This is a genomic window from Pantoea sp. Ap-967 (genome assembly GCF_011752565.1).
Taxonomy (GTDB): domain Bacteria; phylum Pseudomonadota; class Gammaproteobacteria; order Pseudomonadales; family Pseudomonadaceae; genus Aquipseudomonas.
In genome coordinates this window covers 152,499-167,022 of sequence record NZ_VWXK01000013.1, presented here as the reverse complement: position 1 = coordinate 167,022, position 14,524 = coordinate 152,499, and the positions used below count along the sequence as shown (strand labels likewise).

12 protein-coding genes and 1 pseudogene are annotated in these 14,524 nt (G+C 64.4%); 9 read left to right on the top strand and 4 right to left on the bottom strand.

All coding sequences use genetic code 11. The features are described 5' to 3' along the window. Window positions 1–298 precede the first annotated feature (298 nt). The 8 genes and pseudogenes from F3J45_RS16105 to F3J45_RS30095 all read left to right on the top strand — a co-directional run bounded on the left by F3J45_RS16105 (window position 299) and on the right by F3J45_RS30095 (window position 9,471). Window positions 299–1,033 (top strand): gluconate 2-dehydrogenase subunit 3 family protein, encoded by a 735-nt coding sequence (locus F3J45_RS16105; protein ID WP_167064445.1) that lies wholly within the window; start codon window positions 299–301, stop codon window positions 1,031–1,033. A 3-nt stretch (window positions 1,034–1,036) separates the two neighbouring features. Beyond that, the gene (locus F3J45_RS16100) at window positions 1,037–2,821 is read left to right on the top strand and encodes a GMC family oxidoreductase (protein WP_167064442.1); all 1,785 of its coding nucleotides are present in this window, start codon (window positions 1,037–1,039) and stop codon (window positions 2,819–2,821) included. Window positions 2,822–2,833: 12 nt separating this feature from the next. Next, window positions 2,834–4,072 (top strand): cytochrome c, encoded by a 1,239-nt coding sequence (locus F3J45_RS16095; protein ID WP_167064439.1) that lies wholly within the window; start codon window positions 2,834–2,836, stop codon window positions 4,070–4,072. 289 nt (window positions 4,073–4,361) lie between these two features. Further along, window positions 4,362–5,384: a LacI family DNA-binding transcriptional regulator gene (locus F3J45_RS16090; protein WP_167064436.1), complete on the top strand. Its 1,023-nt coding sequence runs from the start codon at window positions 4,362–4,364 to the stop codon at window positions 5,382–5,384. A 68-nt stretch (window positions 5,385–5,452) separates the two neighbouring features. After that, a complete protein-coding gene (locus F3J45_RS16085; protein WP_167064433.1) occupies window positions 5,453–6,226 on the top strand; it encodes an AP endonuclease in 774 nt (257 codons plus the stop codon). Continuing rightward, window positions 6,219–7,169: a sugar kinase gene (locus tag F3J45_RS16080; protein WP_167064430.1), complete on the top strand. Its 951-nt coding sequence runs from the start codon at window positions 6,219–6,221 to the stop codon at window positions 7,167–7,169. Before F3J45_RS16085 ends, F3J45_RS16080 begins: the two co-directional genes overlap by 8 nt. A gap of 63 nt (window positions 7,170–7,232) precedes the next feature. Continuing rightward, window positions 7,233–8,474 (top strand): annotated as a pseudogene (locus tag F3J45_RS16075) (MFS transporter); the annotation flags it as partial. A gap of 25 nt (window positions 8,475–8,499) precedes the next feature. Then, window positions 8,500–9,471: a D-glycerate dehydrogenase gene (locus F3J45_RS30095; protein ID WP_167064428.1), complete on the top strand. Its 972-nt coding sequence runs from the start codon at window positions 8,500–8,502 to the stop codon at window positions 9,469–9,471. A 91-nt stretch (window positions 9,472–9,562) separates the two neighbouring features. On the opposite strand, the gene cprA is transcribed toward F3J45_RS30095, so the two are convergent. From cprA to F3J45_RS16050, 4 genes are all read right to left on the bottom strand, one after another. Beyond that, a complete protein-coding gene (gene cprA / locus F3J45_RS16065) occupies window positions 9,563–10,711 on the bottom strand; it encodes a cationic peptide resistance protein CprA (protein ID WP_167064425.1) in 1,149 nt (382 codons plus the stop codon). 398 nt (window positions 10,712–11,109) lie between these two features. Then, complete coding sequence (locus tag F3J45_RS16060; protein ID WP_205299970.1) at window positions 11,110–12,297, bottom strand: MFS transporter; 1,188 nt, start codon at window positions 12,295–12,297, stop codon at window positions 11,110–11,112. Between the two features lie 88 nt (window positions 12,298–12,385). After that, complete coding sequence (locus F3J45_RS16055) at window positions 12,386–12,559, bottom strand: hypothetical protein (RefSeq protein ID WP_167064422.1); 174 nt, start codon at window positions 12,557–12,559, stop codon at window positions 12,386–12,388. Window positions 12,560–12,669: 110 nt separating this feature from the next. Then, entirely contained in the window at window positions 12,670–13,134 is a 465-nt protein-coding gene (locus F3J45_RS16050; protein WP_167064419.1) for an Lrp/AsnC family transcriptional regulator, read from the bottom strand. 129 nt (window positions 13,135–13,263) lie between these two features. Here F3J45_RS16050 and F3J45_RS16045 point away from each other — a divergent pair, with 129 nt between their 5' ends. Continuing rightward, window positions 13,264–14,517, top strand: a complete 1,254-nt coding sequence (locus F3J45_RS16045) for a Zn-dependent hydrolase (RefSeq protein ID WP_167064416.1) — start codon at window positions 13,264–13,266, stop codon at window positions 14,515–14,517. Window positions 14,518–14,524: the final 7 nt, after the last annotated feature.

The following is a 14,524-nucleotide window of genomic DNA, read 5'->3' as shown; positions in this document are numbered from 1 at the left end:
TGGCCCTAACGGGCCAGACGCCTTTTCTTTTGCAAAATGTCAGCGCCAACGCAGATATGAAGTCGTGCACCATCATGTTTGCTGCGCGACAGCGCAGCCCCAAGAGGGCTGGGTGATCTCCTACAGGGTTTCCGGTTAAATCAGATAATTACGATTTGTTCCAGGTCCAGAATGCCGCAGGCGATGAAACCGGTTTCAAAGCATTGCAAAACCGGCTAGATTACGCGGCTTTTCCGGCCCGACCGGACACCAGATGGCGCAATTTCAAGGCCGCCCCCTTGCTGATGAGGACCCCACAATGGCTGACCATGCCCCCGACAACCCACGCCGGGACTTCCTGCGCAAAACCCTGACCCTGATCCCGGTGGTCACCGTGGCCAGCACCGGCCTGGGTGCCGGCCAACTGCTGGCAGACCCGGTTCGCGAGCCCAAGGTGCCGGCCACGCCGCCCGCCAGCCACTACCAGCCGACCTTCTTCACCGCCGAGGAATGGGCCTTCGTGCAAGCGGCCGTGTCGCGTCTCATCCCCGCCGATGAACTTGGCCCTGGCGCCCTGGAAGCCGGGGCTGGCGAATTCATCGACCGCCAGATGAACACCCCGTATGCCACGGGCGCCCAGTGGTACATGCAAGGCCCCTTCAAGGCCGATGCCGCGCCTGAGCTGGGCTACCAGCTGCAACTCACCCCGCAGCAAATCTACCGCCTGGGAATTGCTGCCACCGACGCCTGGTGCAAGAACGCCAGCGGCAAAACCTTTGCCGAGCAAGACAGCGCTACCCGAGACAAGGTTCTCGGCAAGATCGAAGCCGGGGAGATCGTTTTCGACCAGTTGCCGGCCAAGACCTTTTTCAGCCTGTTGCTGCAAAACACCCGCGAAGGCTTCTTCTGCGACCCGATTCACGGGGGCAACAGGGGCATGGTGGGCTGGACGCAAATCGGCTTCCCCGGCGCGCGGGCAGATTTCATGGATTGGGTGGAGCGCAACGAGCCATACCCGTTCTCGGCAGTATCGATTCGTGGCGAGAGGGCGTAAGGCATGGCCAATGCAATGAAAAAGGTCGACGCGGTGATCGTCGGCTTCGGCTGGGCCGGCGCGATCATGGCCAAGGAATTGACCGAGGCTGGGCTGCAGGTGGTAGCGCTGGAACGCGGGCCGATGCAGGACACCTATCCCGACGGCAGCTACCCCCAGGTGATCGACGAGCTGACCTACAGCATTCGCAAGAAACTGTTCGTCGATGTTTCGAAGGAAACCGTCACCATTCGCCACAGCGTCAATGATGTCGCGCTGCCCAACCGCCAGCTTGGCGCCTTCCTGCCCGGCAAGGGTGTCGGGGGGGCAGGGCTGCACTGGTCGGGCGTGCACTTTCGGGTAGACCCGATGGAGCTGCGCATGCGCAGCCATTACGAAGAACGCTACGGCAAGCGCTTCATTCCTGAGGGCATGACCATTCAGGACTTCGGCGTGAGCTACGAGGAACTGGAACCGCATTTCGACTTTGCCGAGAAGGTGTTCGGCACCTCCGGCCAGGCCTGGACGGTCAACGGCACGCGGGTGGGCGAAGGGAAGGGCGGCAACCCCTACGCGCCCGACCGCTCTAACCCGTTCCCACTGGCGTCGCAAAAGAACGTGGTGTCGGCCAAGTTGTTCGAAAAAGCTGCCGCAAGCCTGGGCTACAAGCCCTACAACCTGCCGTCGGCCAACACCTCGGGCCCCTACACCAACCCTTACGGCGCGCAGATGGGGCCGTGCAACTTCTGCGGGTTCTGCAGCGGCTACGTGTGCTACATGTACTCCAAGGCCTCGCCGAACGTGAACATTCTGCCGGCGCTGCGCCAGGTGGCGAATTTCGAACTGCGTGCCAATGCCCATGTGCTGCGGGTGAACCTGGACGACAGCAAGCGCAAGGCCACCGGCGTGACCTACGTCGACGCCCAGGGGCGTGAGTTCGAGCAGCCAGCGGATATCGTCATTCTCGCCGCCTTCCAGTTCAACAACGTGCGGCTGATGCTGCTGTCGGGCATCGGCAAGCCCTACGACCCGATCAAGAACGAAGGCGTGGTCGGGCGCAACTTCGCCTACCAGAACATGGGCACGGTCAAGGCGTTCTTCGACAAGGGCACCCATACCAACAACTTCATCGGCGCCGGCGGTAACGGTGTGGCCATCGATGACTTCAACGCCGACAACTTCGACCATGGCCCGCATGGTTTCGTTGGCGGCTCGCCGATGTGGGTGAACCAGGCCGGCAGCCGGCCGATCGCCGGGGCTGGCGTGCCTGCAGGCAACCCGGCCTGGGGCAGTGCGTGGAAGAAGGCCGCTGCCGACTACTACACCCACCAGGTGTCGATGGATGCCCACGGCGCGCACCAGTCGTACCGCGGCAACTACCTGGACCTCGACCCCACCTACCGCGACGCCTACGGCCAGCCGCTGCTGCGCATGACCTTCGACTGGCAGGAAAACGACATCAAGATGAACCAGTTCATGGTCGACAAGCTCAGCAAGATCGCCCAGGCGATGAACCCCAAGTCCATCGCCATCCTCGGCAAGAAGGTCAAGGAACACTTCAACACCGCCAACTATCAAACCACCCACCTCAACGGTGGCGCGATCATGGGCACCGACCCCAACACCAGCGCGCTGAACCGCTACCTGCAGAGCTGGGACGTGCACAACGTGTTCGTGCCAGGCGCTTCAGCGTTCCCCCAGGGCCTGGGCTACAACCCGACAGGCCTGGTGGCGGCACTGACCTACTGGTCGGCGCGGGCGATCCGCGAGCAGTACCTGAAAAACCCCGGCCCGCTGGTTCAGGCTTGAGGAGCGATGACCATGAGAAACCTGTTGATCGCCACCTTGCTGCTGGGTGCCAGCACCACTGCCCACGCCGACGATGCCCTGGTGAGCAAGGGCGAGTACCTGGCCCGCGCCGGTGACTGCGTGGCTTGCCACACCGCCAAGGGTGGCCAGCCGTTTGCCGGTGGCCTGCCGATGGAAACGCCCATTGGCACGCTGTACTCCACCAACATCACGCCCGATGCCAGCGGCATCGGCCAATACAGCTTCGCCGAGTTCGACCAGGCGGTGCGCAAAGGCATCGCCCGGGACGGCAGCACGCTGTACCCGGCCATGCCGTACCCGTCCTATGCCCGCGTCAGCGACGAGGACATGCAGGCGCTGTACGCCTATTTCATGCAGGGCGTGCAGCCGGTGGCGCAGCCGAACAAGGCCAGCGACATTCCCTGGCCATTGAGCATGCGCTGGCCGCTGTCGATCTGGCGCGGGCTGTTCTCCCCCGAGGCGAAGGCCTGGCAACCCCAGGCCGGGGCGGACCCGGTGGTCAGCCGCGGCGCCTACCTGGTCGAAGGCCTGGGCCATTGCGGGGCCTGCCATACGCCGCGGGCGCTGACCATGCAGGAAAAAGCCCTGAACCCGCAGGATGGCGCGCAGTTTCTGGCCGGCAGTGCGCCGCTGGAAGGCTGGATCGCCAAGAGCCTGCGTGGCGACCACAAGGACGGCCTGGGGAGCTGGAGCGAGGCGCAATTGGTGCAGTTCCTCAAGACCGGGCGCAGTGACCGCAGCGCGGTATTCGGCGGCATGAGCGATGTGGTGGAGCACAGCCTGCAGCACCTGAACGACGCCGACCTCACGGCCATCGCCCGCTACCTGAAAACCTTGCCGCCGAGCAACCCGGACGACAAGCCGCATGCCTACGACCAGCAAGTGGCCGATGCCCTGTGGCGCGGCGACGACAGCAAGGCCGGCGCGTCGGTGTATGTCGACAACTGCGCCGCCTGCCACCGTACCGATGGCCATGGTTACACCCGGGTGTTCCCGGCGCTGGCCGGCAACCCGGTGGTGCAGACGGCGGATGCCACCTCGCTGATCCATGTGGTGTTGGCGGGTGGCACGGTGCCGGCCACCCACAGTGCACCGTCGAACTTCACCATGCCGGCGTTCGGCTGGCGCTTGAGCGACCAGGAAGTGGCGGATGTGGTGAATTTCATTCGCACCAGCTGGGGTAACCAGGGCAGTGCGGTCAGCGCCAGCGATGTGAAAGCCCTTCGCTAACAAGAATGCGCCGACCTGGTAGGAGCGAGCGTAGCTCGCGATGGGGCGCGAAGCGGCCCCATGGTTCCAGCTTCACAGCTCATGATGTCGGGCTGCTTTGCAGCCTATCGCGAGCTGCGCTCGCTCCTACCACCCTCTATATCAAGTAGTTACGCCGTATATTTCTTGCTCTGTCTCACCCACCCTGTGACACTTTCGTTCATCGACGGGTTGACGAACGCGCGTGGTTTTGCTGTATTGAAACCGGTTTCATTCGCCGTCACCCGACAACAATCACAAGGGGCCCGCAATGACCGATTCACCCTCCAATGCCCGTGAGCGGGTAACCATCAGCGAAGTGGCGCGCCAGGCTGGCGTGTCCAAGGCCACGGTTTCGCGCTATATCGGCGGCGACCGGCAGTTGCTGGCCGAAGCCACCGCCCAGCGCCTGGAGCAGGTCATCGAGCGCCTGGGCTACCGGCCCAACCAGATGGCCCGGGGCCTCAAGCGCGGCCAAACGCGGCTGATCGGCATGTTGGTGGCGGACATCCTCAACCCCTATTCGGTAGCGGTGATGCATGGCGTGGAAACCGCTTGCCGCCAGCACGGCTACAGCCTGGTGGTGTGCAACACCAACCGCGACGACGAGCAGGAGCGTCATCACCTCACGGCCCTGCAGTCCTACAACGTCGAGGGGCTGATCGTGAACACCCTTGGCCGCCACCCCGGCGAACTGCTGAACCTGCAGCGCGACATTCCCATGGTGCTGGTCGACCGGCAGCTGCCGGAGCTGAACGTCGACCTGGTGGGGCTGGACAACGCCGATGCCATCGAACAAGCCCTGGATCACCTGCAGGCACGCGGCTACTGCGACATCCTGGCAGTCACCGAACCGCTGGACGGCACCAGTTCGCGGCTGGAACGGGTGCAGGCGTTTACCGCCTCCATCAGCAACCGCAGCGGCATGCGCCAGCAACTGCTGGAGGTCGACAGCGGCCTGCACGCCAAGCTGGGTGCGTTTCTCGCCAGCAAAGGCCACGGCCCGCAGGCGATCTTCACTTTCAACGGCGTCGCCACCCTGGCCGTCACCCGCGTGCTGCACGACGCCGGGTGCAACCTGTTCAGCGACGTGGGCCTGATCGCCCTCGACGAACTGGACTGGTACCCGCTGGTGGGCACTGGCATTACCGCCCTGGCCCAGCCTACCGGCCGCATTGGCGTGGCCGCCTTCGAGTGCCTGCTCGAACGCTTGCGCGGCGGCACTCCAGCACCACGGCGAATCGACTTCAAGGCCGAGCTGATCGTTCGAGGGTCCACGCAGAACCTGCAATAACCTGCCCACGGCAATGCCATGGGCATTACGCCCTGAAAAAATGAAACCGGTTTCATAGGATAACAACAATGCACCAGAACCCCGTTTCCATCAGCCTTTCCAGCTACGGCGCCAGCCTGGTTCGCCAGCGTGGCCAGGAAAGTTTCATCGACCTCTTGGCTGCAGCCGGTGTGGCGCGCATCGAATTGCGCGAAGAGCTGTTCGAGGGCGCACCGGACGCTGCCGCGCTCGGCGCTGCCATTCGCGCCGCCAACCTTGAATGCCTGTATTCCTCGCCACTGGAACTGTGGGGCGCAGACGGGCAACCCGACCCGCGCCTGCCAGCCAAGCTCGCCCTGGCCAAGGCCTTGGGCGCCGTGGCGCTGAAAGTGTCCCTGGGGCATTACAGCGAGCGCTGCGAGGTCGGCGCCCTGCAGGCGATGCTCAGCCACGGGTGCCCCTTGCTGCTGGTGGAAAACGACCAGACCGAGCACGGCGGGCGCATCGAACCCATGCTGGCGTTCTGGCGCCGCGTCGAGGGCTGGGGGTTGCCGCTGGGCATGACGTTCGATATCGGCAACTGGCACTGGCAAGGCGAGTCGGCGCTGCAGGCGGCGCGCCAGCTCGGCCGCTGGGTGCGCTACGTGCACTGCAAGGCGGTGCAGCGCCAAGACGATGGCCGCCTGGCCGCCGTACCGCCCAAGGCCGCCGACCTGCTGGCCTGGCAGGCACTGTTCGATGAATTCGCAGCCGGCCTTGTGCGGGCAGTGGAGTTCCCGTTGGTGGGCGCCGACCTGCTGGCGGTAACCCGGGCCCAGGTGCACAACCTGGCCCGCCTGGGCGAGGAGGTGAGCCATGCCTGAGCATGATGTGCTGTGCTTCGGTGAAACCATGGCGATGTTCATTGCCGGGCAAACCGGCGACCTGGCGGAGGTGGCGACGTTCAGCAAGCGCATCGCCGGCGCCGACAGCAACGTTGCCATTGGCCTTGCCCGCCTGGGGTTTCGGGTGCGCTGGCTGAGCCGTGTCGGCGACGACTCGCTGGGCCGCTTCGTGCTCGCCAGCCTGCGCCAGGAAGGCCTGGACTGCAGCCATGTGCACGTCGACCCTGCATGGCCGACCGGCTTTCAGCTCAAGGGCCGCTGCGATGATGGCAGCGACCCGGCGGTTGAGTATTTCCGTGGCCATTCGGCTGCCCGCCAATTATCTACCGCGCAGCTTGCACCAGCCTTGCTGCAGGCCCGCCACCTGCACGCCACCGGTATTCCGCTGGCGCTGTCGGCCAGCTGCCGGGCCTTGTCCCACGCCTTGGTCGAGCGCATGCGCAGCGCCGGTTGCAGCATTTCCTTCGACCCCAACCTGCGCCCGTCACTGTGGCCCGACCCGGCCACCATGGTGCGCGAAGTGAATGCCCTGGCGGTCAAGGCCCATTGGGTGCTGCCGGGCCTTGAGGAGGGCCGCCTGCTCACCGGCCGGCAGGCGCCCGCCGACATTGCCGAATTCTACCTGGCCCAGGGTGTCGAGCAGGTGGTGATCAAGCTGGGCGGCGAGGGTGCCTACTACCGCAATGCCCAGGGCCAAGGGCTGGTCGCCCCGGTGCCGGTGGCCAAGGTGGTGGACACCGTAGGTGCCGGCGATGCCTTTGCCGTCGGTGTCATCAGCGCGCTGCTCGAAGGCTGCGCGTTGGATGACGCGGTGGCCCGCGGCAACTGGTGCGGCAGCCGCGCGGTGCAATCGCGCGGCGACATGGAAGGCCTGCCGCAGCGCCATGAGCTGGAGGCGCACCTGTTACGCAGAAGTGCTTGAAACGCTGATCGCCGGCACGCCGGCCCTGTTGCGACAAAAACAACAAGCTCAGGAGATCGATTCATGCAAACGTCCCGCCTTGCTCCACGCCGGTGGTGGTACATCATCCCCATCGTGTTCATCACCTACAGCCTGGCCTACCTGGACCGCGCCAACTACGGTTTCGCCGCAGCCTCGGGAATGGCCGACGACCTGAAGATCACCCCGGCGCTGTCGTCGCTGCTGGGGGCGCTGTTCTTTCTGGGCTACTTCTTCTTCCAGGTGCCGGGGGCCATCTACGCCGAAAAGCGCAGTGTGAAGAAGCTGATTTTCGCCAGCCTGATTCTTTGGGGCGGGTTGGCGACCCTGACCGGGATGATCAGCAACGTCTACCTGCTGATCGCCATCCGCTTCCTGCTGGGCGTGGTGGAGGCAGCGGTAATGCCGGCGATGCTGGTGTACCTGTGCCACTGGTTCACCCGTGCCGAGCGCTCGCGGGCCAACACCTTCCTGATGCTGGGCAACCCGGTGACCATCCTGTGGATGTCGGTGGTGTCGGGTTACCTGATCAAGCATTTCGACTGGCGCTGGATGTTCATCATCGAAGGCCTGCCGGCGGTGTTGTGGGCGTTTATCTGGTGGCGCCTGGTGGATGACCGGCCCGCCCAGGTGGCGTGGCTGAGCGACGCCGACAAGGCGCGCCTGGAGCAGGCCCTGGCGGCCGAGCAGCAGGGCATCCGGCCGGTGAAGAACTACCGCGAGGCGTTTCGCTCGCCGCAGGTGATCGTGCTGTCGCTGCAGTACTTCTGCTGGAGCATCGGCGTTTACGGTTTCGTGCTGTGGCTGCCGTCGATACTCAAGCAGGCGGCCAATGTGGATATCGTCGAGGCCGGCTGGCTGGCCTCGGTGCCGTACCTGGCGGCGGTGCTGGCGATGATCGGCGTGTCGTGGGCCTCGGACCGCCTGCAGAAGCGCAAGCGCTTCGTCTGGCCACCGCTGCTGATCGCGGCCGTGGCGTTCTATGGCTCCTACGCCCTGGGCAGCGAGCACTTTTGGTTGTCGTACGCCTTGCTGGTGGTGGCCGGGGCGTGCATGTACGCGCCCTATGGCCCGTTCTTCGCCATCGTGCCGGAAATTCTGCCGGCCAACGTGGCCGGTGGCGCCATGGCGCTGATCAACAGCATGGGCGCGCTGGGTTCGTTCGGCGGCTCGTGGCTGGTGGGCTACCTCAATGGCGCGACCGGCGGGCCGGGCGCGTCCTACCTGTTCATGGCCGGGGCGCTGCTGACCGCGGTGGCGTTGACGGCCGTACTGAAAACCTCATCGGGCCATGGGCCCATAGGAAGCCGCAATGAAAAAACGAATCGTGCTGTACAAGTGTCTGTCCGAGGGGCTGCTGGCGCAACTGCAGGCGCAGGTGGAGGTAACCTGGGTCGACATGGCCAAGCCGGACGGCCTGGCGCGCCTGCGTGACGCCTTGCCCGGCGCCCACGGCCTGCTGGGCGCAAGCTTGCGCCTGGACAGCGCACTGCTGGACCTGGCGCCGCAGCTGGAAGTGGTGGCCAGTGTGTCGGTGGGCGTGGACAACTACGACATCGACGACCTGCACCGGCGCGGGGTCATGCTGACCAATACCCCCGATGTACTGACCGAAACCACTGCCGATACTGGCTTCGCCTTGCTGCTGGCCACCGCGCGGCGGGTGGTGGAACTGGCCGGCTGGGTGCGCGACGGGCACTGGCAGGCGAGCCTGGGGCCAGCGCATTTCGGCACCGATGTGCATGGCAAGCGCTTGGGTATCGTCGGCATGGGGCGTATCGGTGAAGCATTGGCGCGGCGCGGCGCTGCCGGGTTCGGGATGCAGGTGCTGTACCACAGCCAGCGGCCCAAGCCCCAGGTCGAGGCGCGTTATGGTGCACGCTACTGCACCTTGGATGCCTTGCTGGGGGAGGCGGATTACGTGTGCCTGACGGTGCCCCTGAGTGCCAGCACCGAGGGTTTGATCGGTGCTCGGGAGCTGGGGCTGATGAAGCCCGAAGCGATCCTGGTGAACATCGCCCGTGGCCGGGTGGTGGATGAGGCGGCGTTGATCGAGGCGCTGCGGGCACGGCGGATTCGCGGGGCAGGGCTGGATGTGTTCGTACAGGAGCCGCTGGCCCAGGACTCGCCGTTGTTGCAGCTGGATAATGTGGTGGCCACGCCACATATCGGCTCGGCCACCCATGAAACCCGCGAGGCCATGGCGCGCTGCGCGGTAGACAACCTGCTGGCCGCGCTGAGCGGGCAAAGGCCGCCGAACCTGGTCACGCCCGCCAATATCTGATTGTAGGAGCGGGCTTGCCCCGCGAACACCGGCGCAGCCGGTGCCATGCACCGCGGTGCCTGCTTCGCGGGGCAAGCCCGCTCCTACACAGTTATTTAAAGTCCCACTGCATCTGGGTGGCGATGCTTACCCCGCTGGAGGATTTGACGCACACATCCAGGTAATCGGTGAAGCGCGGCGGCATGGCGATGCCTTCTTCGAGCAGGCGGCTGTTGTCGAACAGGTAGTTGAGGTCGGCAAAGCCGCTGTACAGGCGCAGGGCGCGCAGTACCAGGCGTGGGTTGGCCGGGCCAATGCGCGCTTCGAAGTCCTGGGCCAGGCTCTTGAGGTCGTCGACATTCACCTTGCGGTAGCGCTCACCCACCGGCGCCGCGCCATTGGCGTGGGCGAAGGCACGGTCGATTTCAGCGAAGGTACAGGCGGCCTGGTGGCCGGCGGAAATGTGGTACAGGTCGTGTTCCAGGCTTGGTTTGAGGGTCAGGCCAATCAGCGCCTCGGCGCAGTAGTCCACCGGGATCACGTCGATCTGCTCGTCCAGTTCGCAGGTGAAGCTTTCCAGCGCGAAGCCCATGCGGAACACCCAGAAGATGCTCGCCGAGGCCTGGCAACCCAGGGTGCGGTGGCCCACCACGATGGACGGGCGCGCCACCACCAACGGCAGCGTTGGCAGCTGTTCGCTCATGCGCCGCTCGATCTCGGCCTTGGACGCGGTGTAGTCGACCAGTTGCTGCTCGGCGGCCGGGAAGTCCCACGACTCGCTGATCGGCGACTGGCGCTGCGGGCCGCAGCTCATGGCGGTACCCACGTGCAGGAAGCGCTTGAGGCGGGTGGAGCGGCTCATCACTTCGGCAAACGCATAGGTGCCTTCGACGTTTACCGGCCAGATGTTGGGGTTTTTCGAGAACGAGGCGACGGCGGCGCAGTTGATTACACGGTCGATCTGCATCAGCCGCGGTGTGGCGGCTGCCAGCCAGTGAGTGTCGAGGAAGTCGCCACACAGGATCTGCTCGGCGCGCAGGGCCTGGCAGTCTGCTTCGCTCACGCCGTGCTGGCGCAGGTTGTCGCGCAGGCGCTCCAGGCCTTGCTCCGGGCTGTTGGCTCGCACCAGGAAACACAGGTTGGCGCTGCGGCCGTTGTCGATCAATTGAGCCGTGACCGACCCGCCGAGAAAACCAGTGGCACCGGTCAGCAGGATATGTTCGTGAAGGGCGAAGTTAATAGGGTGGGCTGGCGCGTTCATAAACTTCCTCTGAAAAGTTTATTGATTGTCTTCGGGACGAAGGCACGGGCTGGGTAGTTTTCTAGGCTCGTGCCAAGGGCGCGCAGGTACTGGCGTTCAGCTCGGAGCGGGGGCGATTGTCGACGCCTTGGGAAGGGAAAAGCAATTAACGAAATGGCACTTTCGTATGAAACAAAAGTTAAGGAAGTGTTTGATTTTATTCAGTCAATGGATGCGCATTGCAATAATGCCACGGCGTTTGTTGTAAGCAAGTGAGGGCAATGTGAAAAATGCCTTGAGGCCCTGCCGCATACCCTTTCTTGTAGGAGCGGGCTTGCCCCGCGAACACGGGCGAAGCCCGTGCCAGGCACCGGGGCGCCGGGTTCGCGGGGCAAGCCCGCTCCTACAACACGGCCAACTCAGTGGCCGCCTTTCATCCGCCGTGCTGCCAGGTAGATCAGCAACCCAGCCAGTGCCGTGGCGGCGCCGATGTAGCCGGTGCTGGTCCAGCCCAGGCCGGCGGTAATGGCCATGCCGCCGAACCAGGGGCCCAGGGCGTTGGCCAGGTTGAATGCGGCGTGGTTGGACGCTGCCGCCAGGCTTGGCGCCTCGTGGGCGATGTCCATCAGGCGGATTTGCAAGGGCGCGGCCAGGGCGATCATGGTGCCGACCAGGCCGATGCCCAGCAGCACCGACCACAGCGCATGGGCGGCGAAGGTGAAGAACAGCAGCACGGCCATCGACCACACCAGCACGATGCCCACGGCGCGGAACTGCAGGCGGTCGAACAGCTTGCCCCCGGCAATGTTGCCAATGATGCCGCCAGCGCCAAACGCTGCCAGGCCGAAGGGGATCCACTCCGGCGACACCTGGGTCACCTGAAGCATGGTCGGGGCCAGGTAGCTGAATACGCAGAACATCCCGGCAAAGCCGATGGCGGCGATCCCCAGGGCCATCCATACCTGGGGCAGGGTGAAGGCTTGCAGTTCCTTGCGTGGGTCGCTGCGGGCCTCATTAGCCGGTTGTGGTACGTAGCGCCACACCAGGGCGATGGTGCACAGGGCGATGGCCCCCACCAGGATGAATGCCGAACGCCAGCCAAAGAATTGGCCCAGGAAGGTGGCCACGGGGTTGCCCAGGAGCATCGCCAGGGTCAAGCCCATCATCACCCGGGCCACCGCGCCTGCACGCTGGTTGCTTGGCACCATGCTCGATGCCACTACGGCCGCGATGCCGAAATAGGCGCCATGGGGCAGGCCGCTGATAAAGCGGAAGGCCACCATGCTGCTGAACGACGGGGCGAAGGCGGTGGCCAGGTTGCCGATGGCGTACAGCGCCATCAGCAACAGCAGCATGTGCTTGCGCAGCAGCTTGGCCCCCAGTATCGCCAGCGCCGGGGCACCGACCACCACGCCCAACGCATAGGCGCTGATGGCATGGCCGACTTGTGGCTCACTGAGCTGCAGGTTGCTGGCGATGTCGGGCATAAGCCCCATGATGGCGAATTCGCCGGTGCCGATGGCGAAGCTGCCCAGTGCCATGGCAGCTTCCATCTTGCCGATTTCGCCTTTGGAAACGGCGAGGGGCGGTAATTCCTGAACGGACATTGGGATCCCTTGAAACATACTGAAACGTTTAACGTGGGATCATACCATTCAAGCATCCCACGGTGGGGTGGGAGGTAAGGCTGGCGGCTCAGGCCGGTTCTGCAGGGGCCGGGGCGAATGCCTGCGGCGCGGCTTGCAGGCGTTCTGTCAGGCGCGCTACGTAGGCTTCGGCGTCTGCCAGGCTGGCAAACGACACCGGATGCCCATCGATGATGACCTTGCAGCCTGCATCGTGCTCGTTTTGCGCGATCTCGATTTTCATGCCCCTTTCCTTCCTTGCTGTTGTTTTGGCGGGGCGAGAGTAGCGCAATTTTTCTGTAACAAAAAGTGAAATAACCGCTCTAAATCGGGCTTTTCGGGCTGACTGTTTGGTCAGTTATCGGTTGGCACGAACAGCCCGCTCTTCACCGTGCTCATCGACACCAAGGTTTTGAAGCGCTTGACGTTGTTGCTTTCGAAGAACAGCTCGCGGGTCAACTGGGTGTATTGCTCCATGTGCTTGACCAGCATGATCAGCACGAAGTCGCATTCGCCCGCCACGTAGTAGCACTGTTGCACCTGGGGGCAGGCGAGAAAGGTCTTCTTCATGGCGTCGAGCAGGTCGAGGCGCTCGTTTTCCACCTCCACCTCGGTGATTACGGTCAGCGTGTAGCCCAGCATCGTCGGGTCGACCTGCACCTGGGTGCCGCGTATGACCCCATCGCTGGTCATTTTCTTGAGCCGGCGGTTCACCGCTGCCGAAGAAAGGTTGACCTGGGCGCCGAGGTCCAGTTGCGACGTGCTGGCATCGCGCTGTACGGCGTCGAGCAACGCCTTGTCGAAATGATCGAGTGCCATGGTTCGAGCGTCCGTGGGTGAGTGAAGATCGGTAGATAGCGTAATGAAATTGCACAAAACGGCTGAAAATCAAGTTTTTCATGCATTAGGGGCGAATAGAATTTCCCCATCGTGACTGAGGAACAGCGGATGAACGCACCTAGGCAATTGCAACTCGATGGCCCGACACTGCTCCAGCAGATCCAGGTGCTGGGGCAGGTGGGCGCGGACGCCGCGCACGGTGGCCGCACGCGCATTGCCCTGAGCGATGCGGAAAAAGCAGGCCGTGACCTGCTGGTGGGGTGGATGCGCGAGCTGGCACTGGATGTTCAGGTAGACCGCATTGGCAATATCTTCGGCACCCTGGGGGCGGCCGCAGGGCAGGGCGACCCGCGCCCGCTGATGATCGGCTCGCATATCGACACGGTCACCAACGCGGGCGCCCTGGATGGCTGTTATGGCGTGCTGGCGGGGCTGGCGGTGGTGCGTGCCTACCGCGCTGCGGGCGTGCTGCCGGCGCGCCCGATCACCGTGGCCGCGTTTACCAACGAGGAGGGTGTGCGCTACCAACCCGACATGATGGGCTCACTGGTGTACGCCGGGGGCCTGGGGCTTGAGCAGGCGCTGGATACCCAGGGCACCGACGGCACCCGGCTGGGTGACGAACTGGCCCGTATTGGCTACGCCGGCACACTTGAGCCGGGCGCGATCGTGCCCCACGAATACCTGGAATTGCACATCGAGCAAGGGCCGATTCTGGAAGCCGAAGGCACGTTGATCGGCGTGGTGGAGAACCTGCAGGGTATTTCCTGGCAACAGGTGCAGGTGCAGGGCAATGCCAACCATGCCGGCACCACCCCAACCCGCTTGCGCCATGATGCCGGCTACGTCGCCAGCGCCGTTGTCACGCAACTGCGCAGCCTGGCGCTGGCGTCGGGCACCACCCTGGCCACGGTTGGCTGCATGCAGTTCGAGCCCAACGTGATCAATGTCATCCCACGCAAGGCGCGCTTCACCGTCGACCTGCGTGACCCCGACGAGGCCCGCCTGGCGAGCGCCGAGCAGCGCCTGGCTGAGCTGCTGGCCAGCCTGGCCGAGCAGGAGGGGGTGACCATCAGCACCGAGCGCCTGGTGCGCTTTGCGCCGGTGACCTTCGATGCCGGCCTTGCCGATGAGATCGAAGCCTCGGCTAAGCGCCTGGGTTTCAGCCACCGGCGCATGACCTCCGGCGCTGGCCACGACGCGCAGATGATCGCGCGCATCGCCCCGGCGGCGATGATCTTCGTACCCAGCCGTGGCGGTATCAGCCATAACCCCCGCGAGCACACCGATGACGCGCAACTGATCCAGGGCGCCCAGGTGCTGCTGGATGTCGTTGGCCGTCGCCTTGCCCTTGCCTGTTGAAAGGAGT